This is a genomic window from Pseudomonas subflava, from assembly GCF_023823685.1.
GTDB lineage: Bacteria > Pseudomonadota > Gammaproteobacteria > Pseudomonadales > Pseudomonadaceae > Aquipseudomonas > Aquipseudomonas subflava.
Genome location: NZ_JAMXBF010000011.1, coordinates 173,943 through 194,792, shown reverse-complemented (window position 1 = coordinate 194,792; position 20,850 = coordinate 173,943). Strand labels below are relative to the sequence as shown.

General features: G+C 67.9%; 23 protein-coding genes. 5 read left to right on the top strand and 18 right to left on the bottom strand.

The genetic code is table 11. The annotated features are described in order from the left end of the window. A complete protein-coding gene (locus NF616_RS16385) occupies positions 1-1,104 on the bottom strand; it encodes an efflux RND transporter periplasmic adaptor subunit (protein WP_252274362.1) in 1,104 nt (367 codons plus the stop codon). 95 nt (positions 1,105-1,199) lie between these two features. Between NF616_RS16385 and NF616_RS16380 the strand changes: the two genes are divergently transcribed. Further along, positions 1,200-1,838: a TetR/AcrR family transcriptional regulator gene (locus NF616_RS16380; RefSeq protein ID WP_252274361.1), complete on the top strand. Its 639-nt coding sequence runs from the start codon at positions 1,200-1,202 to the stop codon at positions 1,836-1,838. On the opposite strand, the gene NF616_RS16375 is transcribed toward NF616_RS16380, so the two are convergent. Continuing rightward, positions 1,835-2,614, bottom strand: coding sequence for a class I SAM-dependent methyltransferase (locus NF616_RS16375; RefSeq protein WP_252274360.1), 780 nt, complete (start codon positions 2,612-2,614; stop codon positions 1,835-1,837). The two genes, NF616_RS16380 and NF616_RS16375, sit on opposite strands and share 4 nt — an antisense overlap. A 148-nt stretch (positions 2,615-2,762) precedes the next feature. Here NF616_RS16375 and NF616_RS16370 point away from each other — a divergent pair, with 148 nt between their 5' ends. After that, complete coding sequence (locus NF616_RS16370; protein ID WP_252274359.1) at positions 2,763-3,206, top strand: hypothetical protein; 444 nt, start codon at positions 2,763-2,765, stop codon at positions 3,204-3,206. Here the strand turns inward: NF616_RS16370 and NF616_RS16365 are convergent. From NF616_RS16365 to ppc, 7 genes are all read right to left on the bottom strand, one after another. Next, the gene (locus NF616_RS16365; RefSeq protein ID WP_252274358.1) at positions 3,203-3,892 is read right to left on the bottom strand and encodes an extensin-like domain-containing protein; all 690 of its coding nucleotides are present in this window, start codon (positions 3,890-3,892) and stop codon (positions 3,203-3,205) included. The genes NF616_RS16370 and NF616_RS16365 overlap by 4 nt on opposite strands. A gap of 2 nt (positions 3,893-3,894) precedes the next feature. Then, complete coding sequence (locus NF616_RS16360; RefSeq protein WP_252274357.1) at positions 3,895-4,719, bottom strand: isocitrate lyase/PEP mutase family protein; 825 nt, start codon at positions 4,717-4,719, stop codon at positions 3,895-3,897. Between the two features lie 69 nt (positions 4,720-4,788). Further along, positions 4,789-5,649, bottom strand: coding sequence for a DUF72 domain-containing protein (locus NF616_RS16355; RefSeq protein ID WP_252274356.1), 861 nt, complete (start codon positions 5,647-5,649; stop codon positions 4,789-4,791). Then, positions 5,649-5,990: a hypothetical protein gene (locus tag NF616_RS16350; RefSeq protein ID WP_252274355.1), complete on the bottom strand. Its 342-nt coding sequence runs from the start codon at positions 5,988-5,990 to the stop codon at positions 5,649-5,651. Before NF616_RS16350 ends, NF616_RS16355 begins: the two co-directional genes overlap by 1 nt. A gap of 105 nt (positions 5,991-6,095) precedes the next feature. Next, positions 6,096-6,779, bottom strand: a complete 684-nt coding sequence (gene tsaB, locus NF616_RS16345) for a tRNA (adenosine(37)-N6)-threonylcarbamoyltransferase complex dimerization subunit type 1 TsaB (protein ID WP_252274354.1) — start codon at positions 6,777-6,779, stop codon at positions 6,096-6,098. A 130-nt stretch (positions 6,780-6,909) separates the two neighbouring features. Further along, entirely contained in the window at positions 6,910-7,557 is a 648-nt protein-coding gene (gene adk / locus NF616_RS16340) for an adenylate kinase (RefSeq protein ID WP_252274353.1), read from the bottom strand. A 156-nt stretch (positions 7,558-7,713) separates the two neighbouring features. Then, on the bottom strand, positions 7,714-10,350 hold the full coding sequence (ppc, locus tag NF616_RS16335; protein WP_252274352.1) for a phosphoenolpyruvate carboxylase: 2,637 nt from the start codon (positions 10,348-10,350) through the stop codon (positions 7,714-7,716). Positions 10,351-10,520: 170 nt separating this feature from the next. Here ppc and NF616_RS16330 point away from each other — a divergent pair, with 170 nt between their 5' ends. The 3 genes from NF616_RS16330 to NF616_RS16320 all read left to right on the top strand — a co-directional run bounded on the left by NF616_RS16330 (position 10,521) and on the right by NF616_RS16320 (position 12,225). Then, complete coding sequence (locus NF616_RS16330; protein ID WP_252274351.1) at positions 10,521-10,865, top strand: pilin assembly protein; 345 nt, start codon at positions 10,521-10,523, stop codon at positions 10,863-10,865. A gap of 180 nt (positions 10,866-11,045) precedes the next feature. Then, the gene (locus NF616_RS16325) at positions 11,046-11,420 is read left to right on the top strand and encodes a DUF4398 domain-containing protein (protein ID WP_252274350.1); all 375 of its coding nucleotides are present in this window, start codon (positions 11,046-11,048) and stop codon (positions 11,418-11,420) included. A 16-nt stretch (positions 11,421-11,436) separates the two neighbouring features. Next, on the top strand, positions 11,437-12,225 hold the full coding sequence (locus NF616_RS16320) for an OmpA family protein (RefSeq protein ID WP_252274349.1): 789 nt from the start codon (positions 11,437-11,439) through the stop codon (positions 12,223-12,225). A 39-nt stretch (positions 12,226-12,264) separates the two neighbouring features. Here NF616_RS16320 and NF616_RS16315 read toward each other — a convergent pair whose 3' ends face one another. From NF616_RS16315 to NF616_RS16275, 9 genes are all read right to left on the bottom strand, one after another. Next, positions 12,265-12,765, bottom strand: coding sequence for an O-acetyl-ADP-ribose deacetylase (locus NF616_RS16315; protein ID WP_252274348.1), 501 nt, complete (start codon positions 12,763-12,765; stop codon positions 12,265-12,267). Between the two features lie 95 nt (positions 12,766-12,860). Then, positions 12,861-13,187, bottom strand: a complete 327-nt coding sequence (locus NF616_RS16310) for a PA3694 family proteiin (RefSeq protein WP_252274347.1) — start codon at positions 13,185-13,187, stop codon at positions 12,861-12,863. 142 nt (positions 13,188-13,329) lie between these two features. Further along, positions 13,330-14,076 carry a TIGR00266 family protein gene (locus tag NF616_RS16305; protein WP_252274346.1) on the bottom strand — a complete coding sequence of 249 codons (747 nt, stop codon included), beginning with the start codon at positions 14,074-14,076 and terminating at the stop codon, positions 13,330-13,332. 79 nt (positions 14,077-14,155) lie between these two features. Then, complete coding sequence (locus NF616_RS16300) at positions 14,156-15,445, bottom strand: flavohemoglobin expression-modulating QEGLA motif protein (protein ID WP_252274345.1); 1,290 nt, start codon at positions 15,443-15,445, stop codon at positions 14,156-14,158. 8 nt (positions 15,446-15,453) lie between these two features. Next, positions 15,454-16,005, bottom strand: a complete 552-nt coding sequence (locus tag NF616_RS16295; protein WP_252274344.1) for a hypothetical protein — start codon at positions 16,003-16,005, stop codon at positions 15,454-15,456. A gap of 57 nt (positions 16,006-16,062) precedes the next feature. Further along, entirely contained in the window at positions 16,063-16,776 is a 714-nt protein-coding gene (locus NF616_RS16290) for a TetR/AcrR family transcriptional regulator (protein WP_252274343.1), read from the bottom strand. Positions 16,777-16,903: 127 nt separating this feature from the next. Then, entirely contained in the window at positions 16,904-18,406 is a 1,503-nt protein-coding gene (gene lysS / locus NF616_RS16285) for a lysine--tRNA ligase (RefSeq protein WP_252274342.1), read from the bottom strand. A 93-nt stretch (positions 18,407-18,499) separates the two neighbouring features. Beyond that, positions 18,500-19,595 (bottom strand): peptide chain release factor 2 gene (prfB, locus tag NF616_RS16280; RefSeq protein WP_252274341.1). Its coding sequence is split into 2 segments (ribosomal slippage): positions 18,500-19,522 and positions 19,524-19,595, totalling 1,095 coding nucleotides; the frame shifts between segments, so codons are not numbered across the junction. 202 nt (positions 19,596-19,797) lie between these two features. Next, entirely contained in the window at positions 19,798-20,736 is a 939-nt protein-coding gene (locus NF616_RS16275) for an autotransporter outer membrane beta-barrel domain-containing protein (RefSeq protein WP_252274340.1), read from the bottom strand. Between the last annotated feature and the right edge of the window lie 114 nt (positions 20,737-20,850).

Genomic DNA, 20,850 nt, shown 5'->3' with positions numbered 1-20,850 from the left:
TTACTCCTTGCCGGCCAGTGCAACCACGCGGTTGTCGCGCCCCACCGGCTGCACCTTCTGCCCATCGAGCAGCACGTGCACCCCGGCGGCGACCACCCAGTCGCTCTCCTTCAAGCCTTCCAGGACCGACACGCGCTCCTGGCCGTAGGCGCCCACCCGCACGGGCGTGCGCACCACCTTGGATTCCTCGGGCTCGACCACCCAGACATAGGGCTGGTCCTTCTCCGCGCTGAGGGCCGACAGGGGCACCGAGAGCGGCACCTCGCCATCGGCCTTGATCGCCACCCGCGCGCTCTGCCCCACTTCGGCCTTGACCTTGGGATCACTGAAGGTGACCCGTGCGGCGAAGGTGCGCGATTGCACATCGGCGGCCGGGGACAGCTCACGGATGCGCCCGGCGTAGCGCTTGTCCGGTTGCGACCACAGCTCGATGCCGACGTCCTGGCCGATGCGCAGGCGATCCAGGGCATGCTCCGGCACGCTGATCAGCACCTCGCGTTCGCCGTCGGCGGCCAGGGTGAACACCGTCTGGCCGGCGGCGACCACCTGCCCCACTTCGGCCAGGCGCCGCGCCACCACGCCGTCCTGCGAGGCGCGCAGCACCGAGTAGCCGGCCTGGTTACTGGCCACGTTGAATTCGGCGCGGATCTGCTTCACCCGCGCCTCGCCGGCGCGGTACTGGTTCTCGACCGTGTCGTACTGCGACTGACTGATCAGCTGACGGGCCAGCAGCGTCTTGTAGCGATCACGCTCGGAGCGCACCAGCTTGAGGTTGGCCTCGGCGGCATTGAGCTGGGCGCGGGCGGCCTCCAGCTGCAGCTTGACGTCCTGCGGGTCCAGCTCGGCCAGCGGCTGGTCCTTGCTGACCCGGTCGCCGGCGTCCACCAGGCGCTTGGCGATCTTGCCGCCGATGCGGAAGGCCAGCTCCGGCTCGTAGCGCGCCCTCACCTCGCCTGGGTAGGTGGCCACGGCGTCCGCCGCCGGCAGCGGATGCACCACCATCGCCGGCCGTATCGGCGCCTCGACGGTTTCATCGTTGCCACAGGCAACCAGGAGGGAGATCAGCGACAGCGGCACAGCGAGGGACAGAGCATGACGGAGCATGATGGACGACCTTGCGCAAAAGGAGCTTGGAATACTTATACTGCCCGGTATAGTAAAAATAGCGAACTCACCAGTCCAGTATTAAAAAGCCGAAAATGTCCGACAAATCTTTACAGCCCAGCGGCGGCCCCGGACGGCCCAAGGACCCGGCCAAGCGCCTCGCCATTCTCGAGGCGGCCAAGCGCCTGTTCATCCAGAACGGCTACGACGGCAGCAGCATGGATGCCATCGCCGCGGAAGCCGGCGTGTCGAAGCTCACGGTGTACAGCCACTTCACCGACAAGGAGACGCTGTTCGCCTGCGCGGTGGAGTCCAAGTGCGCGGAGCAGCTGCCGCCGCTGTTCTTCGAGCTGGGCCCGGAGGACAGCATCGAGCAGACCCTGCTGGCCATCGGTCGCGGCTTCAACGCGCTGATCAACAGCGAGGAGTCCCTGGCCATGCACCGCCTGATGGTCGCCCAGGGCGCGCAGAATCCGCAGCTGTCGCAGCTGTTCTTCAATGTCGGCCCGCAGCGCGTGATCGACGCCATGCAGCGTCTGCTGGAGCAGGCCAATGCCCGCGCGCAGTTGCAGATCGACAATCCTCAGCACGCCGCCGAGCATTTCTTCTGCCTGGTCAAGGGCGGCTGCCATTTCCGCCTGCTGATGGGCGTGGCCCAGCCGCTCGGCAGGCAGGAGGCCGAGGAACACGTTCAGGAAGTGGTGCGGCTGTTCGTGCGCGCCTATCGCCCCTAGGGCTTCAAGGCCTTCTTCGGATAGATGTCGTAGCGGCTGGACTTGCCCTCCAGCGCGTAGCTCGGCTTGGCACCCTCGACGATCGGCGCCTTGCGCGGGCGCTTGACCACCACCCGGTGGCTGGCCAACGCCAGCGCCGCCTCGAGCAGCGCCGGGGCGTCCAGGTCGTCGCCCACCAGCGGGCGGAACAGGCGCATCTCCTTCTTCACCAGCGCGCTCTTGTCGCGGTGCGGGAACATCGGATCGAGGTAGATCACCTGCGGCGGCTCGCCCTGCCAGTCGCGCATCAGCTCGATGGCGTTGCCGCGCAACAGGCGCATCTGCGCGGCGATGACCGCCACCTCGGCATCGCGCGCGGCGCGCGCAAGGCCATCTTCGAGCAGGGCGGCAATGATCGGCTGGCGCTCGCTGAGCGTCATGTCGCAGCCCAGGCTGGCCAGCACGAAGGCGTCGCGTCCCAGCCCGGCCGTGGCGTCCAGCACGCTCGGTCGCACGCCGGGCTGGATGCCGACCGCCTTGGCGATCATCTGCCCGCTGCCACCGCCGTACACGCGGCGATGGGCCACGGCGCCCTCGACGAAGTCCACCCGCACCGGCCCCGGCGCCTGCGGCCCCAGTTCCGCCAGCTGCAGCCCGTCCTCGCCCAGTTGCAGGGCGAACTCGGCATCGCCCGTGCTGGGCAGGCCGAGCAGCTCGGCCCAGCGGCTGGCCGCCTCGTCGAACATCGGGTGCAGCGCCTCGACTCTGATGCGCGGGGCGGGTTGTCCATCGGTCATGGGAGAAATCGCTCAAGGACTCGGCACGCGGCCGATAACAAGGGTAAGCGCCCTATTCTGCCACGTCGTCCCTGCTGCCATGTCACTGCGGTCCAACGCTCTCTCCAGCCAAACCGATTTCCTGCTGGCTCGCCGGTGGGAAGCGGGCGTGCGCGAGGCATTCGACTACCAGCGCCTGCTGCAGTCGCTGCTGCCGAAGCCGGCCGAGGACGCCCAGGAAAACGCGGAAACGGCCGACGCCGCACAGGCCGAGCCGGACCACGCGGCGACCGAGGCCTGGCTGGAGGATTTTCGCGGAGTGCTGCAACAGCGCAGTTGGTCGCTTGGCGCCGAGGAACTGCGCCGCGGGCGTTCGTTCGATCCGCTGGCGCTGGGCCTGGCCTCCGGCGCGTTGCAGCAACCCGCGGCGGCGGTCGAAGAAGATGACCTGATCCAGCAATGGCGCCTGTCGCGACTGGAAACCGCCGGCAGCCGCCGACGCAATCTGCAGAGCCCGCCCCCGCCTACCCACCAGGCGCTCACCGCCTACGGCGGCGTCACCCTGCTCGCCGCCACGCTGGCGGACCTCGACGAGCCGCTACCACTCCGCTAGCGACACAGGCTGAACAGCCCCATGTCCAGATGGAAGTGGTCGCGGTGGGCGGCGTTGTAGTCCGGCCCGAGCGTTACCTTGAAGCTGTCGCAGGCCGCGTCGCGCACCTCACGCAGAAACTGCGCCTCGGCGCCCTCCCCGCCCCAGTGCCGGGCGACGCTGATGCGCCGGCCGTCCTTCAGGCGAAAGCCGGCGATGTCCAGCGCGTTGGCGCTGGCGTGCTGGCTGCGGCGCTGACTGCCACCGATATTGCGACAGGCGAAGCTGCCGAGGTGATCGACCCGCGCCACCGGCTGACCGAAGGCGCGCCGGGCCGCGGGCTGCAGGCCGTGTTCTTCGAACAGCGCATAGGCCACGGCGAGCTTGCAGGTGGCGAGAAAGCTCGAGCTGAACTGCACGCCGGCGCGCTGCACCCGCACGCCATTCTCCACCGCGCAGCCCTTGGCCGGCTCGCTGTCGGCCACGGCGCTGTAGCGCAACACGCTGCTGTCCAGCGCCAGGCGACAGAGCTCGGGGTCCTGTTGCAAGCGCATGAGCTTGTAGCCGGTGAGCAGGCCCGGTTGCTGGCGCACGTCCAGCGGCGCCCAGGGATTCCAGCGCGGCGGCACCTGCAACCAGCCCTGGTACACCGCCAGCGGGGCGCCGATCAGCAGCGCCAACACCATCAGCCAGAACGCGCGAGCCATCCTCAGCGGAACAGATCGTTGAGCTCGTCGAACGGCATCGCCTCGCCCATGGCGACCAGACTGCCCTTGGCCAGCTCACCGGCGGCGAAGAAGAACTCGCCGTATGCCACCCGCGCCAAATTGGAGCCGACACTGACCCGCTTCACGCCCAGCTCCGCCAGTTCCGCCAGCGACAGGCGCAGGCTCGGCGAGCCGACCAGCACGTTGACCGGCTTGGGCGCGACCGCCTCGACCACCGCCTTGATCTCGTCGCGGCTGCGCAGGCCCGGCGCATAGAGCACATCGGCGCCGGCCTCGGCATAGGCCACCAGGCGGCGAATGGTGTCGTCCAGATCGGCGCGACCGTGCAGGAAGTTCTCCGCCCGGGCCACGAAGGCGAAAGGGAAATCCAGGCCGCGCGCGGCCTGCACCGCGGCGCGCACCCGCTCGACCGCCAGGTCCAGCGGGTAGATCGGATCATCGGCGCGGCCGCTGGCATCCTCGATGGAGCCGCCGACCAGGCCCGCCGCCGCGGCCAGGCGGATGGTTTCAGCGCAATCCTCGGGGGCATCGCCGTAGCCGTTCTCCAGATCGGCCGCCACTGGCAGCGAGGTGGCCTCGACGATGGCCCGGGCGTTGGCCAGCGCCTCGTCGCGCCCAACCGCGCCTTCGGCGTCGCGGCGCCCCAGGGTGAAGGCCAGGCCGGCGCTGGTGGTGGCCAGGGCGCGAAAGCCCAGGTGCGCGAGCATCTTTGCCGAGCCTGCATCCCACGGGTTGGGCAGAACCAGCAGGTTATCGCCCTGGTGCAGGGCCTGGAAGGCCTCGCCACGCTCTCGCTGCGTACTCATCTCGTTGCTCCTTGCGCTGACGGATGGAGCAACCCTAGCCGCTTCGCAGCGCAGCCGAAAGCGCCCCTGTCAGAGCAGACCCAGCTGCTCCGCCGCCGGTTCCGCCGCCGTCAGGTTCAGCGCCGGCATTCCGGGCAGGCGCTCGCTCAGGCTGGCGTGGAAACGCAGGGCCTGAGCGGCGGCCAGATGATTGTCCGGCGTGTGCAGAAACACATGCGGTGCCAGCCCCTGCTCGATCCAGGCGGCAACCTTGTCCAGCCAGGGTTCGAGGAACGCCTGGTTCGCCTCCAGGTCCGGGCCGCCGATGAAGCGCAGCTGCGGATGAGCACTGAACGCGGTCGGGCGCACCGGCAGGCGCGGTTTCTTCGACTGGGCATGCAGCACGGCGGGGTCCCGCGAGGTGCAGGCAAACAGCGCGCGGGAATCCAGGCAGATACGCTCCACGCCGCGCGCCTGCAGCGCGCGGTTGAGCAGGCGCTCGTCCTCGCCGCGGGCGAAGAACGCGGGGTGACGCAGCTCCACCGCGATGGCGCGCTCGGTGAACTCGTCCAGCCAGCTCAACAACTCGCCCAGGCGCGACGGCCCGAAAGCCGCCGGCAGCTGCAGCCAGAGCGGCGCGACGCGCTGGCCGAGCGGCGCCAGCAGGGCGAGGAAGTCGGCGGTGGCGGCGAAGTGTTCACGCAGGTCGCCGGCATGGCTGATGTCACCCGACAGCTTGGCGCAGAAGCGGAAGTGCGCCGGCATCTGCTCGGCCCAGCGCTGCACCGTCTGCGGCGACGGTCGGGCATAGAAGGTGGTATTGCCTTCGACCGCGTTGAAAGTGGCGGCGTAGCGCGCCAGGGTCTCGGAGGGACGCAGATCGGAGGGATAGAAGGAACCGCGCCAGGCCGGCTCGTTCCACGACGGGCAGCCGAGAAAATAAGGCAGCATCAGGCGTAGAGGTCGAGGCCCAGTACTTCGCTGGCGTCGCGGTCTTCGGTGTAGGCGGCGGTGTTGCCGTAGGCGGCCAGCGCCTGGTTGGCGCGCGAGCTGAGGCCGCGTTGCTGGGCGAGGTTGTCCTGCATGCGCGCCGGCAGGTTGTCGCTGCTGGCGTTGCTGGCCTGCACTCGACGCGGCTGGGCGATCTGCTCGTAACCCTGGGTGGCGGACGGCGGCGTGGGTTGCTCGCGGCGCTGCTCGACCTCGCGCTGCGCTTCGCGATAGGGCGTGACCGCGCTGCCCGGGCGGGGGGTGCGGTCCAGCGGATAGGAGGAGAAGCCGTCGATACGCATCGGTTACTGCTCGGAATACGTGGGTGGCAATTTAGCGGCGTCAGAAAAAAATGGCAATTTGCCGAGCCCGGTGACGGACGAAAGGCGCGTCAACGCAGCGGCAGCCTAGGACTGCGGCGCCTTGGGCGTGGCCACGTTGTCGCGTAGGTAGACCGGCTGCGCCTCGTCGGCCGGCAATGCCTCGCCGCGCGCCCAGGCGAATGTCGCCAAGCTGAGCAGGTCCTGGGCATGCGGCAACATCGCCGGCTCGCTGTCGCTCGGAGTGAGGGCAATGCGTTCGCCATAGGTGCCCCAGCCGGTGCCGGCGGCGAACCAGTCGCCCGCCGCGCCGCGCGGCAGTTCGGCCCGCTCGGGTGCGAGCACCGCTTCGACGCCCTGCAGACGCATTTCACCCTGCTCGGCGAGGTAGCAGCCCCAGTAGACCTCGTCCATGCGGGCGTCGATGGCCGCGGCCACCCGCTGCGCGCCGTGCTCGCGCATCGCGCGCTGGGCCAGCACCGCCAGGTTGGAGACCGGCAGCACCGGCCGGTCGAGGGCGAAGGCCAGGCCCTGGACCACGCCGATGGCGATGCGCACGCCGGTGAAGGCCCCCGGGCCGCGGCCGAAGGCGATGGCATCCAGCGCCGACAGCGCCACGCCGGCCTCGTCGAGGATCTGCCGGACCATCGGCAGCAGGCGCTGGGCGTGCAGGCGCGGGATCACCTCGTAATGGCTGAGCACCCGGCCCTCGTGCAGCAGGGCGACGGAGCAGGCTTCGGTGGCGGTATCCAGGGCCAGCAGAGTGGTCATCGGGGCATCCGGTCGGGCAGAAAAAGGGCGGCATTATAAACGCCAACGGCCCGCGATTGCGGGCCGTCGAGCGAGCGATGTGATCGGCGAGCTAGAGCTACCTCCAGCTACACCTGGGCCACGCAGCTATTTAGCTGAGCGCCTCGAGCACCTTGGCGGTGATCTCTTCCACCGAGCCGACGCCGGCGATGGCGCTGTACTTGGGGGTACCTTGGGCGGCGGAGAGCTTCTGGTAGAAGTCCACCAGCGGCTTGGTCTGCGAATGGTAGACGGACAGACGATGACGCACGGTTTCCTCGGTGTCGTCCTTGCGCTGAACCAGCTCGTCGCCGGTCTCGTCGTCCTTGCCCTCGACCTTCGGCGGGTTGTAGACCACGTGGTAGACGCGGCCGCTGGCCTCGTGCACGCGGCGGCCGGCGATGCGCTGGACGATCTCTTCGTCGTCGACGGCGATCTCGACCACGTTGTCGATGGTCACGCCGGCTTCCTTCATGGCCTCGGCCTGGGGAATGGTGCGCGGGAAACCGTCGAACAGGAAGCCGTTGGCGCAATCCGGCTGGGCGATGCGCTCCTTGACCAGGTTGATGATCAGATCATCGGAAACCAGGCCGCCGGCATCCATCACGCTCTTGGCCTGCAGGCCCAGCTCGGTGCCGGCCTTGACCGCCGCACGCAGCATGTCGCCGGTGGAGATCTGCGGAATGCCGAACTTCTTGGTGATGAAACCAGCTTGGGTACCTTTGCCGGCACCGGGCGCCCCCAGCAGAATCACGCGCATCGAAGTGCTCCTCAAATAGACAGAAAAGTCGTCGGACTCGCCTCGTGGGGCCAATCTCGTTAATGGGTTTCCGCGTCGCTGAGCGGCGAAAGGATGGCCACGATACACAGCGCATCGGTGCGGCACAAGCCACCGAAAGTCGGAGTCGGAGAGGCCTCAGCCGGTGTTGCGCAGCCCCGCCGCGATGCCCGCCACGCTGACCAGCAAAGCCTGCTCCAGAGGGCTGTCCACCGGATTCTCGCGCAGCCTGGAACGGGCCAGCAGCTCGGCCTGAAGCAGGTGCAGCGGGTCCAGGTAGATGTTGCGCACGGTAATGGCCTCGCGGGTCTCCGGACTGTGGGTGAGCAGCTCGGACTGATGGGTCAGACCGAGCACCAGACTGCGGCACTGCGACAATAGGTCGCGCAAGTGCGCACCCAGCGGTCGCAGTTCGTCCGCCACCAGCCTCTCGTCGTACAGCGTGGCGATGCTCAGGTCGGCCTTAGCCAGCACCATCTCCAGCATATCGATGCGCGTGCGGAAGAACGGCCAGTGCTCGCGCATGTCTTCCAGCAGGCCACGCCCGCCACCGTCGATGGCCTTGGCCAGCGCGCGCTCCCAGCCCAGCCAGGCGGGCAGCATCAGGCGTGTCTGGGTCCAGGCGAAGATCCAGGGAATCGCCCGCAGACTCTCCACGCCACCGGCGCGGCGCTTGGCCGGGCGACTGCCCAGCGGCAGGCGACCGAGCTCCTGCTCGGGCGTGGCCTGGCGGAAATACTCGACGAACTGCTCGTGCTCGCGCACCACGGCGCGGTAGGCGGCCACACCGTCGGCGGCCAGGCGATCCATGGCCCCGCGCCAGGCCGGCTCGGGTGCGGGAGGCGGTAGCAAGGTAGCCTCCAGCACGGCGGCCAGGTACAGGTTGAGGTTCTGCTCGGCCAGGGCCGGCAGGCCGAACTTGAAGCGGATCATCTCGCCCTGTTCGGTGATGCGGAAGCGTCCGTTCACCGAGCCTGGCGGCTGCGAAAGAATCGCCGCATGGGCCGGGCCGCCGCCGCGCCCCACGGTGCCGCCACGGCCGTGGAACAGCAGCAATTCCACCTCATGACGACGACAGATATTCACCAGCGCCTCCTGAGCGCGGTATTGGGCCCAGGCGGCGGCCGTGGTGCCGGCGTCCTTGGCAGAGTCGGAGTAGCCGATCATCACCTCCTGCGGACCGTGCAGGCGTGCGCGGTAGCCGTGCAGGCCGAGCAGGCGGTCGATGGCGGGGCCGGCGTTATCCAGGTCGGCCAGGGTCTCGAACAGGGGTGCAACCCGCATCGGTCGCTGCAGCCCGGCTTCCTTCAAGAGCAGTTGCACCGCCAGCACGTCGGAGGGCGCACCGGCCATGGAAATGACATAGGTGCCGAGCGACGCAGCCGGCGCGGCGGCGATCACCCGGCAGGTCTCCAGCACTTCGGCGGTCTCGGCCGAGGGCCGGTGTTGCGGGGGCAGTAGCGGGCGACGGTTGTCCAGTTCGCGCTGGAGGAATTCCAGGCGCTGCTCCTCGTCCCACTCGCTGTAGTTGCCGAGGCCGAGGTAGTCGGTGATCTCGGCCAGCGCGGCGGCATGCCGGGCGGCGTCCTGGCGGATGTCGAGGCGCACCAGAAACAGGCCGAAGCAGGCCGCACGGCGCAGGCAGTCGAGCAGCTGCCCTTCGGCGATCACGCCCATGCCGCAGGCATGCAGCGACTGGTAACAGAGCTCCAGCGGCTCGATCAGCTCGCGGTTGTCGTGCAGCACCTCCGGGCCCGGCGCCACGTCGTCGTCCAGCGCCGCCTCGGCCCAGGCACGGGTGGCGCGCAGGCGCTCGCGCAGCCGCTTGAGCACCGCCCGATAGGGTTCGGGATGCACGCCGACATGCACGCGCAGCTCGTCGCTGGCCTGCTGCATGGACAGCTCGGCCGCGAGGCGGTCGACGTCACGCAGATAGAGGTCCGCGGCCATCCAGCGGGCCAGCAGCAGCACCTTGCGGCTGACCTCCGCGGTGACGTTGGGGTTGCCGTCGCGGTCGCCGCCCATCCAGGAAGCGAAGCGCACCGGCGCGGCGCCCAGCGGCAGGTGCAAGCCGCACGCCTGATGCAGGGCTTGGTCGGCCTTGCGCAGGAAACTCGGCACGGCCTCCCACAGCGAATGCTCGATCACCGCGAAGCCCCACTTGGCCTCGTCTACCGGGCTCGGCCGGTTGCGCCTGATCTCGTCGGTATGCCAGGCCTCGGCGATCAGCCGGCGCAACCCGAGTTGCACCCCGGCGCGCTCTGCCGCCGACAGGTCGGTGTGATCGAGCGCCGCGAGGTGCCCGGCGATGGCGTCGTATTTCTGGATCAGCGTGCGCCGCGCCACCTCGGTGGGGTGCGCAGTGAGCACCAGCTCGATATCCAGCCGACCGATCTGGCGGGCCAGTTGCTCACGCTTATGGCCGCCCTGCACCAGGCGCTGCAACAGCTCGGCCAGCACCCGGTCATCGAAAGGTTGCGCCTCATCCGGGCGGCGTCGGCGAATGCGGTGGTACTGCTCGGCGATGTTGGCCAGATTGAGGAACTGGTTGAAGGCGCGCGCCACCGGCAGCAGCTCGTCGTCGCTGAGACCGTCAAGGGTTTCGCGCAGTTGCTGGCCGCCGGCCTGCGAGCCTTGGCGCCCGGCCTTGGAGCCCTGGCGGATGAGCTCGACCTTGTCGAGGAACTCGTCGCCGAGCTGGTTGCGGATGGTCTCGCCGAGTAGCTCGCCGAGCAGGTGAACCTCTTCGCGCAGGCGCGCATCGATCTCCGCCATGTCCGTCTCTCCGCCGTCAGGGAAGCCTCAGATTGCACAGCGCGACCCGTTCTTACAAGCAGGCGACGAACGGCCGCAGTCGCCGAACCGGCAAGCTAGTCTCAACTCTGCGGGTGCTGGCCGGCCCAACCGGACCGCGCCGCCCGCCACGATGGGTAACCGAGGTGTCTATGAAGATTCGCGAACTCGTCCGCCACTGGGAACAGAACTCCAGAGGCCGACTGACCCCGAGCCAGTACCACATCCACCTGGACCTGGAGTCCGCGGCGCGCCTGGCGGCGCTGTGCGAGATGTACCCCAGGCGCGGTACCGAGGAAATGCTCGGAGAACTGATCGGCGCCGCGCTGGAAGAGCTGGAGGCCAGCCTGCCCTACATCAAGGGCAACAAGGTCGTGGCCACCGACGAACAGGGCGACCCGCTGTACGAGGACATCGGCCCCACGCCGCGCTTCCTCGCCCTGTCACGCAAGTATCTGCAGCAGATGAGCGAGCCGCTGGACAAGACCCAGCACTGATCACGCCCGCCGCAGCCAAGGCCCCGCAGGGGCCTTTTTCATGCCCGGGAAAAATCCTGAACATTCTTTTCGAAGCGGCAGTCCCACCTCTAGGCCGGCATGACCTGTGGCGATTTTCGCCTACCGACGGACATTCGGCGGACAACTTGTTCCGATGGATTTGCATGGAGCCCAATCCCCATGAAGACGAGAACACTGCTACTGACCCTCACACTCGGCGGCAGCCTGGCGCTCGCCGGCTGCGCCGGCAACCCGCCCACCGAGCAGTTGGCCTCCGCCAGCGCGGTCATCAAGAGCGCCGAGGCGGCCGGCGGCCCCGAGTTCGCGCCGGCCGACATGAAGACGGCGAAGGACAAGATGAGCCAGGCCCAGGTGCTGATGCAGGACCATCAATACGAACAGGCCCGCCGCCTGATCGAGCAGGCAGAAGCCGACGCCCGGGTAGCCGAGCGCCGCGCCTTGGCCGGCAAGGCTCAGCGCAGCCTAGATGACGCCCAGCAGGGCGTGCAGCAGATCCGCGAGGAAGGCTCGCGCACCCCGATCATCGTGCAGTGACATGGAGGAGCGACGCATGAATCGCATGACCCACTTATTCTCCCTCTCCGCCCTGGCGCTGGTACTGGCCGGTTGCGCCCATGACCCAAACCCGAACCTAGAACAGGCCCGCGCCGGCTACGCCGAGTTGCAGGCCAATCCACAGGCCCAGACCCTGGCCGGTGTGGAAACCAAGGAAGCGGGCGACATGCTCAACCGTGCCAACCATGCCTATGACGCAGGACATGGCAGTGTCGAGGTCGACCATCTGGCCTACCTGGCCAACCGCCGCATCGACGTGGCCAAGGAAACCATCCTGCAGAAGAACGCCGAAGAGGCGCTCGAAGCGGCCCCGGCTCAGCGCACCCAGGCTCAGCTGGCCGCACGCAATCAGCAGCTGGACACTCTGCTGCAGCACCTGCAGGCCCAGGAGACCGAGCGTGGCTCGGTGGTGACCCTGGGTGACGTGCTGTTCGAGGTGGACCGTTCCGAGCTGACCGCCTCGGGCATGCAGAACGTCCAGCAGCTGGCCGACTACCTGCTGCAGAACAAGGATCGCCAGGTCGTGGTGGAAGGATTCACCGACAGCACCGGCAGCCGCGACTACAACCTGCGCCTGTCCCAGGCCCGCGCCGACTCGGTGCGCAGCGCCCTGGTGGCCCGTGGCGTCGACCCGCGCCGCATCACCGCCCATGGTTTCGGCCAGGACTACCCGGTGGCGAGCAACGACACGGCCAGTTCGCGCACGCTCAACCGTCGCGTCGAAGTGACCATCTCCCATAGCTCGGCCCCCGTGGCCCCGCGGGTGCTGGCACCGGCGATGTAAATCGGCGGCACCGAAAAAGCCCCGCTAAGCGGGGCTTTTTCATGCCTGCAACCAGTGCCGATAGCGCTCGGCCATGTCCGCGGAGAACGCCACCAGCAGCGCGCGGCGCAGGCTGCCACCCGCCCGTGGGCGCGACAGCTCGGAGACCGCGATCTGCGCGGCGGTATCGAGGGGGTATCCGTAGACGCCACAGCTGATGGCGGGAAAGGCGATGCTGGCGCATTCGGCCGACTCGGCCAGCGCCAGGCTGTTGCGGTAGCACGCGGCGAGCAATTCCGGCTCGCCCTGATCTCCGCCCCGCCATACCGGGCCGACGGTGTGTATGACGTACCGGGCCGGCAGGCGGAAGCCGGGAGTGAGGCGCGCCTCGCCGGTCGGGCAGCCACCGAGACCGCGACAATGCACCAGCAGCTCGGGACCGGCGGCGCGGTGAATCGCCCCGTCCACTCCGCCACCGCCGAGCAGCGACGCGTTGGCGGCGTTGACGATGGCGTCCACTGCCAGGCCGGTGATGTCGCCCTGAACCACTTCGATCCGCATCTGTTACTCCTGCAACGGTTCGCGCCGCTCGATGCGGCGCGCGTTGCAGATGGGACAGCGCAATCCAGCCGCCATCGCGGCGGTGCGTCGGTCCTTTATTGCAGCTCTTGCGGAGTCTCCTGCCCCATGCAGCGCACGGCCTGCTTCTTGCTATCCACCAGCACGCCGGTCAGGCCCTTCTGCTGGGTGTCGAACAGCACCAGCACGCCGTCGATGCACTGGGCGGTCTGGTTGGCCGGCTTCAGCGAGAGGCGATAGTCCTCGCCGGGCACGGTCTTGAGCATGGTGAAGTCGGCCAGCAGCAGCGCGTCTTCTTCCTTGGCGAAATGCAAGTAGCCGTAGTACCAGAGCACGACCACCGTGCCGATGACGCTGGCGATGCCGGTGAGGATGAGGGGAATGGCGTTGCGTTCTTCGCTCATGGGAAAGGCTCGTTAGGCGGAAGGCGCAGAGTTTACCCGCTGCCCGGCCGCCTCGCGCGACCGGGATGTCGCATGGGTGTTGCGGAAGGTGTTCACGCCGGAACTCATCACGGGGCCGGCGCAACGCTCACGCGCAGGCGTGCTACTTGCCGCCGGCACGCACTTCCTCGCGGGCACGGAAGGTCGCGTCGTAGACGCGCTCGGCCAGGCGCGAGAACGGCAGGCTCTGCACCCAGACGGTGCCGGTGCCCTTGAGCGTGGCCAGCAGGATGCCCTCGCCGCCGAACAGCATGCTGCGCAGGCCGCCGGCCAGACCGATGTCATAGTCGATGCCGGAGGTGAAGGCCACCAGGCAACCGGTATCCAGACGCAGGGTCTCGTTGTTCAGCTCCTTGCGGATCACCGTGCCGCCGGCGTGCACGAAGGCCAGGCCGTCGCCCTCGAGCCTCTGCAGAATGAACCCCTCGCCACCGAAGAAACCCGCGCCGATGCGCTTGTTGAAGCTGATGCCGATTTCCGTGCCGTAGGCCGCACAGAGGAAGGCGTCCTTCTGGCAGATCAGCTTGCCGCCGACCTGGGCCAGATCGACGGGCACTACGGTGCCCGGATAGGGCGCGGCGAAACCGACCCGGTGCCGGCCGTTGCCCTGGTTGCTGAAGTGGGTCATGAACAATGACTCGCCGGTGAGCAGGCGCTTGCCGGCGCCCCACAGCTTGCCCAGCATGCCGCTGGCCGAGCCGTCGCCCATGCGCGTCTCGAAGCGGATGCCTTCGGTCATGTAGTTCATCACCCCGGCCTCGGCGATCACCGTCTCGCCCGGGTCGAGGATGATTTCGACGCTCTGCGCCGAGGCGCCTAGGATTTCGTAGTCGAGTTTGTGGCTGGGCATGGCGAGGTCCTTGATCGGTAGCCCGGATGCAATCCGGGACGGCGGCCGACCCGGATTGCATCCGGGCTACCGCTCGCACTTAGAGGATGTTGGCGTAGTCGGCTTCGATCCTGTCCAGGCTGAGGTGGTTGAGGAAGTTGGAGAAGCACATCCAGGTCGCCAGTGCGTTGAGGTCGCGGAACTGCGGCGGCAGGTACTTGGGCGGCGCCACCAGCCCCTCGTCCACCAGCTGGCGCAGGGTGCGCATGTCTTCCAGGGTGGTCTTGCCGCAGAACAGCAGCGGGATCTGCTCCAGCTTGCCCTTGCGCACGGCGAGCTGGATGTAGTTGTAGATCAGGATGAAGCCCTTGAGGTAGGACAGGTCCTTGGTGAACGGCAGGCCGTCCGGGGTGGAGCCGCGGAACACCCGGCTGGCGTTGCCGTAGCTCTCCTCCATGCCGTAGCCCTGTTCCCGATAGAACTCGAACACCTGCAGGAAGTCGGCGCCCTCCTCGGCCATGTGGATGGCGCGGGTGCGGTTGGTCAGCTTGCGCAGGCGCGTGGGGTAGGAGGCGAAGGCGATCACTTCCATGAGGATGGCCAGGCCTTCCTGGGTCACCGTCGACGAGGGCGGCCCCTTGGCCAGGAAGGTGCACACCGGCTGGCTGAGGCCGTTGAGCGTGGTGCCGACATGCACCAGGCCTTCGTGCACCTCCAGCGCGCGCACGTCGCGCTCGTTGAACAGGGCGTCGGCGCGCACCTTGATGTAGTCGGCGCCGGCCGCGGCGTCGGCGACGATGCCGTCGGACTCGAACACGCGGATCGTGTCGTCGCCGAACACCTTGGCCAGGCGCTCCTGGAGGATGGCCACAGCGTCCTTGGCGGTGAGGGTCTTGGCCTCGTCCTCCAGGTCGCCACGGGCGGCGATGTTGTTCAGGTATCCGGAAAGCATCAGGCCGAGGTCGGCCAGGGTCGGGTCGCCGGCGTGGAAGGCATCGGAGGCCGCGCCGTAGAGCTCCTGGGAGATCAGGCCGAAGTCGGCGGTGCCGCGCGCCTCGAGCATGCGGATCACCATGCGGTATTCCTTGCACATGCGCCGCATGATCTGCCCGACCGGGTTGAACTGGCCGAGGCTGCGGGTGATGTCGCGCTCGATGTTCTGGAACTCCAGCTTCTTCGCCACCGGGTCGAACGCCAGCGGGCGGCCTTCGTAGAAGGCGCGGTCCACCGCCGGCATCTCGCGGCCCTTGGCCTTGAGGAAGCCCTGGCGGATGCCATCGTCCCACTTGATGGCGTCGAGCACGCGGATCGGCGTCTGCGCCTCGACGATGCGCCCGGAGAGGGCGCGGATCGTTTCGTGGTAGTCGACCTGCGAGTTGCGGCGGCTCATGGGGCTCCTTATTCGGCGCTGCGCTGGTAGCGCGCCACTTCGACGAACACGTCGGCGTTGGCCTGGTCGTCGAGATAGCCGAACACTTTGTCCAGCGGGCTGGTGATCAACACCGCGTCGCCTTCGGGGGTTTCCAGCGACTGCCCCTGGAGGGCGCCGCCCTGCATTTCCTGAAGGATGCGTTCGACGTCCAGGTTGTAGATCACCAGCTCGTTGTCGCCGGTCAGCTCGAAACCGGCGATGGCGAAGTTCGCTCCCAGGCGCTTGGGCAGGCCGGCGGAGACGTACCAGCGACGGCCGTGGTGAGCCACGGTGAAGCCGTATTCCTCGGCCGCGCCGTCCTCGGTGCTCTCGCCCCAGGCCTTGGCGCGGTACACGTTGGAACCGGCCCGGGCGATGGACAGGTATTGCTGATCACCCCATTCGTCCTTTCGTTCCCAGTCGCCGAGCAGCGGCATCGGCGCCGCCTCGTTGGCCGGGATGGGGTCCTTGAAGGTCACCAGGCATCCGCTCAGCAACAGGCTGCCGAGAACGAGCATTGCCATGCGCCAGACTTTCATCACGCACTCCTTGTACGACTGCCGCAAACGAAAAGCCCCGCCGAGGCGGGGCTGGGATCAAGCGCCGACGATCAGGTCCAGGAAGCGCTGCAGCACGGCGCGCTGGGCCTCCAGGTCGAGGTCGTCCACCCCATCGACGATGGCGTGATATTCCATCCGCAGAACCAGCGTAGTCAACACCTGCGCATCCTCGAAAGGTGCGCTGGAGCCCATCGCCCGCACGGCACGCTCGGCGAAGCTCAGGCGCAGGCTCTGGTGGGCAAGGAACAGCGGGCGCAGCTCGGCGTTGGTCAGCGCCTCCTGGCGGAACGCCAGCTCCACCAGCAACTCGTCGTCGTGCTCGCGCATCTTGCTCTGCACATGGGCCACGGCCAGGTCGATGAAGTGCGTGGCCAGCTCGCGGCGCGCGCCCGGGTCCTGCTCGATGGCCGCGGCGATGCGGCGGAAATCCTCGTCGACGCCAGCCCAGAGCGTGGCCAGGCTGGCGGAGCTGCGTTTGACGAACAGCGCGAAGCTGTCGGCGATCAGGTCCTGGATGTCGTCGAAGTAATAGGTGGTGGCCGACAGCGGCACGCCGGCCTCCGCCGCCACTGCGCGGTGGCGCACGCCGCGCAGTCCCTCGCGAACGGTGATGCGCAGCGCGGCGTCGAGAATGCTCAGGCGGCGCTGCTCGCTGCCCTGGCGACTGGCCTTGCGGCCACGGTATTGCACGGATTCGGCCAACTCACCGGCCAATCGGACCGGGCACTGCGCGGCGGAGCTGAGGTTCACGGCTGGAGCTTCCTCATACTGAAGACAAAAAACAGGGGCCTGCCACGACGGCAGACCCCTGGTTATCGAACAGCAGGCTGGCCAAGTGCCACCCGAAAGCCGACGTTGCTCGCTCCGGCCCGTGCGATCAAGCCTGCGGACGCATATGCGGGAACAGGATCACATCGCGGATGGACGGCGAGTTGGTCAGCAGCATGACCAGACGGTCGATGCCGATGCCTTCGCCGGCGGTCGGCGGCATGCCGTACTCCAGGGCGCGGACGAAGTCGGCGTCGTAGTGCATGGCCTCGTCGTCTCCGGCGTCCTTCTCGGCCACCTGCTGCAGGAAGCGCGCGGCCTGGTCTTCGGCATCGTTCAGCTCGGAGTAGGCGTTGGCGATCTCGCGGCCGCCGATGAACAGCTCGAAGCGATCGGTGACGCTCGGATCGTCGTCGCTGCGACGGGCCAGCGGCGAGACCTCGAACGGGTAACGGGTGATGAAGTGCGGCTGCTCCAGCTTGTGCTCGACCAGCTCCTCGAAAATCATCACCTGCAGCTTGCCCAGGCCCTCGTGGCCGAGCACCTTGGCGCCGGCCTTCTTGGCGATGGCGCGGGCCTTCTCCACGTCGTTGAGGTCGGCCGCGGTGATGTCCGGGTTGTACTTGAGGATCGAGTCGAACACCGACAGGCGCACGAACGGCTCGCCAAAGTGGAACACCTTGTCGCCGTAGGGCACGTCGGTGGTGCCGAGAATGGTCTGCGCCAGCTCGCGGAACAGCTCCTCGGTCAGGTCCATGTTGTCTTCGTAGTCGGCGTAGGCCTGGTAGAACTCGAGCATGGTGAACTCGGGGTTGTGCCGGGTCGAGACGCCTTCGTTACGGAAGTTGCGGTTGATCTCGAAGACCTTCTCGAAGCCACCGACCACCAGGCGCTTGAGGTACAGCTCCGGCGCGATACGCAGGAACATGGCCATGTCCAGAGCGTTGTGGTGGGTCTCGAAGGGCTTGGCCGCGGCGCCACCGGGGATGGTCTGCAGCATCGGGGTTTCCACTTCGAGGAAGCCGCGCTCGTTGAGGAAACGACGGATGTGCGCGATGACCTGGGAGCGCACGCGGAAGGTGTCGCGCACCTCCTCGTTGACGATCAGGTCGACGTAACGCTGGCGGTAGCGCTGCTCGGTGTCGGTGAGGCCGTGGTGCTTGTCCGGCAGCGGACGCAGCGACTTGGTCAGCAGGCGCACGTTGAGCATGTCGACGTACAGGTCGCCCTTGCCGGAGCGGGCCAGGGTGCCCTCGGCGGCGATGATGTCGCCCAGGTCGAAGTGCTTGACCGCTTCCAGCTGCTCGGCCGGCAGGGTCTTGCGGTTGACGTAGACCTGCAGGCGGCCGGAGGTGTCCTGCAGCACCATGAAGGCACCACGGTTGAGCATGATGCGACCGGCGACCTTGACCGGGATGGCAGCGGCTTCCAGCTCTTCCTTGGTCTTCTCCGCGTACTGCTTCTGCAGGTCGGCGCACAGGCTGTCGCGGCGGAAGTCGTTGGGGAAGGCATTGCCCTGCTCGCGGACGGCGGCAAGCTTTTCCTTGCGCTGGGCAATCAGCTTGTTTTCTTCCTGTTGCAGGTCGTGCTGGTCGGGCTGTTGGTCGCTCATGGTCGTCTGTCTGCCTGGCGTCTAATCAATAATCAATGGGGAAACCGAGGGGCACGCGACTGGCGAGCAGCCGTGCCCCACAGCGGTACGGGATCAAAGGCCCTGTTTGAGGCTGGCTTCGAGGTACTGGTCGAGGTCGCCGTCGAGCACCTTCTGGCAGTCGCTGCGCTCGACGCCGGTCCGCAGGTCCTTGATGCGCGAATCATCGAGCACGTAGGAACGGATCTGGTGGCCCCAGCCGATGTCCGACTTGCTGTCTTCCAGCGCCTGGGAGGCCGCGGTGCGCTTCTGCATCTCCAGCTCGTACAACTTGGCCCGCAGCATCTTCATGGCGGTGTCCTTGTTGGCGTGCTGCGAGCGCTCGTTCTGGCAGGCCACCACGGTGTTGGTCGGCACGTGGGTGATACGCACCGCCGAGTCGGTGGTGTTGACGTGCTGACCACCGGCGCCGGAGGAGCGGTAGGTGTCGATGCGCAGGTCGGACGGGTTGATCTCGATCTCGACCCGGTCGTCGATCTCCGGCGACACGAACACCGCCGAGAACGAGGTATGGCGACGGGCGCCGGAGTCGAACGGGCTCTTGCGCACCAGGCGGTGCACGCCGATCTCGGTGCGCAGCCAGCCGAAGGCGTACTCGCCCTTGATATGCACGGTGGCGCCCTTGATGCCGGCGACTTCGCCCTCGGAAAGCTCGACGATCTCGGCGCTGAAGCCGCGCTTGTCGGCCCAGCGCAGGTACATGCGCAGCAGGATGTTGGCCCAGTCCTGGGCCTCGGTACCGCCGGAACCGGCCTGGATGTCCAGATAGCAGTTGTTGGGGTCCATCTCGCCGCTGAACATGCGGCGGAATTCCAGCTTCTCGAGGATCTCGCGCAGGCGCTCGACTTCGGCGGCGACGTCGTTGACGGCGCCTTCGTCGTTTTCTTCGGCGGCCATTTCCAGGAGGTCGTGGGAGTCGGCCAGGCTGCCGGTGAGGTCGTCGATGGTGTCGACGATCTGCGCCAGGGTGGCGCGCTCACGGCCCAGGTTCTGGGCGTACTCCGGCTTGTTCCAGACGTTCGGGTCTTCGAGTTCGCGGTTTACTTCGACGAGACGATCATGCTTCTGATCGTAGTCAAAGATACCCCCGAATGGTCTGGGTGCGCTCGGACAGGTCCTTGATGCTGTTGAGGATCGGATTGATTTCCATGGTGGGCAGCACTCTCGGGCAGGATCGCGACCCGGCCCGCGCCCGCCCGCCGGCGCTTGGCCGGGCCGGACGTGGCGCGACATGGGCCGCGACCGCAAGGGTTCGGAAAAGCCGGCGAGTATACCCGACTGCACGCCCGCTGGCAGCCCGCAGGCTGACCGGCGGGCCGCTCCGCTCGATCGGCCACGCGAGCACGCGGCCGCTAGAACCTCAGGCTCAGCCGCGCGGCCAGGGCGTGGTCACGGGCGTCCTCGGCGTAGTCGCCGGCGTAACTCAGGCCGAGGTAGAGATCGTCGCGCAGCGCGTGGTCCAGGCTCAGGTCCAGCCGCAGGGTGCTGCGCTCGAATTCGCGGCCCTGCAGGCGCAGGGTCTCGCCGTCTGCGGCGAGCACCTCGCCGTTCAGGCGGTCGCCGCCGAGATCCTGGCGCAGTGCCAGGCTGGCGCGACCGACCCACTTGCGCTGCTGCCAGTACCAGGGCGCGGCCAGGCGCCAGCCGAGGCTGAGGTAGCCGCCCTCCTCGTCCGCCCCGGCCAGACGCACGCAGCCCTGTGCGAGGGCGGCGCTGTCCAGGCGAATCAGGGCCAGGCCGGCAAACGGCTCCAGGGTGAAGTCGCGGAAATCCAGGGCGAAGCTGCTCTCGCCGAACAGCTGCCAGCTGCGTGCGCCGGCGTGGTCGCCGCCGCCGTCCAGACGGTGCTGGCCATGCATGACGCCGAGCTTGAAGCCCAGCTGGTTGTACACGCGGGTGGCGGCGTAGAGGCCGAGGTGAGTGCTTTCGCTGTCCGCCGCGCCGCCGCTGTCCACGCGGGCGCGTGACAGCGCGATCAGGCCACCGCCGATCCACTGGCCGCCGAGCGGTTTGTCCAGGCCGAGAGTCACCGCCTCGGCATGCCGCTCCAGGCCGTCGTCCCAGCGCCCGCGGTTGCCCTGGGTGCGTATCCACAACGGCCACCGGCCCGGCTCGGCCAGCGGCTCGCGGAAGGCGAAACGCACCTGCTGCAGGCGATCCAGCGCCGCCTCGCGCGGCAGGCGGCCGTCATCCAGCAGCAGCGCGCGCTGATCGAGCAGCAGTTGGCCATCGGCGCATGCGCAATGCGCCGCCACCATCAGCATCCAACCGGCGCAAACCCTCAGTCCCATGTCGCCCTCCTCGACTGGCGGCCAGTCTAGCAGGGCAGCGGATGAGCGCTGGCCACTGCGAGCCAGAGCTCGGCCGCCGCACGCCGGCGACCACAGGCCCTAACCCTCGGCCAA

Bases quoted from the DNA above. Each gene is read 5' to 3' on its own strand.
- NF616_RS16300 (WP_252274345.1), bottom strand. From the start codon at position 15,445: ATGAGCCGCCGCAACTCGCAGGTCGACTACCACGAAACGATCCGCGCC.
- ppc (WP_252274352.1), bottom strand. From the start codon at position 10,350: ATGGCGGAGATCGATGCGCGCCTGCGCGAAGAGGTTCACCTGCTCGGC.
- NF616_RS16385 (WP_252274362.1), bottom strand. From the start codon at position 1,104: ATGCTCCGTCATGCTCTGTCCCTCGCTGTGCCGCTGTCGCTGATCTCC.
- NF616_RS16350 (WP_252274355.1), bottom strand. From the start codon at position 5,990: ATGCGTATCGACGGCTTCTCCTCCTATCCGCTGGACCGCACCCCCCGC.
- tsaB (WP_252274354.1), bottom strand. From the start codon at position 6,779: ATGACCACTCTGCTGGCCCTGGATACCGCCACCGAAGCCTGCTCCGTC.
- NF616_RS16295 (WP_252274344.1), bottom strand. From the start codon at position 16,005: ATGAAAGTCTGGCGCATGGCAATGCTCGTTCTCGGCAGCCTGTTGCTG.
- NF616_RS16275 (WP_252274340.1), bottom strand. From the start codon at position 20,736: ATGGGACTGAGGGTTTGCGCCGGTTGGATGCTGATGGTGGCGGCGCAT.
- NF616_RS16360 (WP_252274357.1), bottom strand. From the start codon at position 4,719: ATGAGTACGCAGCGAGAGCGTGGCGAGGCCTTCCAGGCCCTGCACCAG.
- lysS (WP_252274342.1), bottom strand. From the start codon at position 18,406: ATGAGCGACCAACAGCCCGACCAGCACGACCTGCAACAGGAAGAAAAC.
- NF616_RS16375 (WP_252274360.1), bottom strand. From the start codon at position 2,614: ATGACCGATGGACAACCCGCCCCGCGCATCAGAGTCGAGGCGCTGCAC.
- NF616_RS16315 (WP_252274348.1), bottom strand. From the start codon at position 12,765: ATGCGGATCGAAGTGGTTCAGGGCGACATCACCGGCCTGGCAGTGGAC.
- NF616_RS16355 (WP_252274356.1), bottom strand. From the start codon at position 5,649: ATGCTGCCTTATTTTCTCGGCTGCCCGTCGTGGAACGAGCCGGCCTGG.
- NF616_RS16320 (WP_252274349.1), top strand. From the start codon at position 11,437: ATGAATCGCATGACCCACTTATTCTCCCTCTCCGCCCTGGCGCTGGTA.
- NF616_RS16330 (WP_252274351.1), top strand. From the start codon at position 10,521: ATGAAGATTCGCGAACTCGTCCGCCACTGGGAACAGAACTCCAGAGGC.
- NF616_RS16305 (WP_252274346.1), bottom strand. From the start codon at position 14,076: ATGCCCAGCCACAAACTCGACTACGAAATCCTAGGCGCCTCGGCGCAG.
- NF616_RS16310 (WP_252274347.1), bottom strand. From the start codon at position 13,187: ATGAGCGAAGAACGCAACGCCATTCCCCTCATCCTCACCGGCATCGCC.
- adk (WP_252274353.1), bottom strand. From the start codon at position 7,557: ATGCGCGTGATTCTGCTGGGGGCGCCCGGTGCCGGCAAAGGTACCCAA.
- NF616_RS16380 (WP_252274361.1), top strand. From the start codon at position 1,200: ATGTCCGACAAATCTTTACAGCCCAGCGGCGGCCCCGGACGGCCCAAG.
- NF616_RS16365 (WP_252274358.1), bottom strand. From the start codon at position 3,892: ATGGCTCGCGCGTTCTGGCTGATGGTGTTGGCGCTGCTGATCGGCGCC.
- NF616_RS16325 (WP_252274350.1), top strand. From the start codon at position 11,046: ATGAAGACGAGAACACTGCTACTGACCCTCACACTCGGCGGCAGCCTG.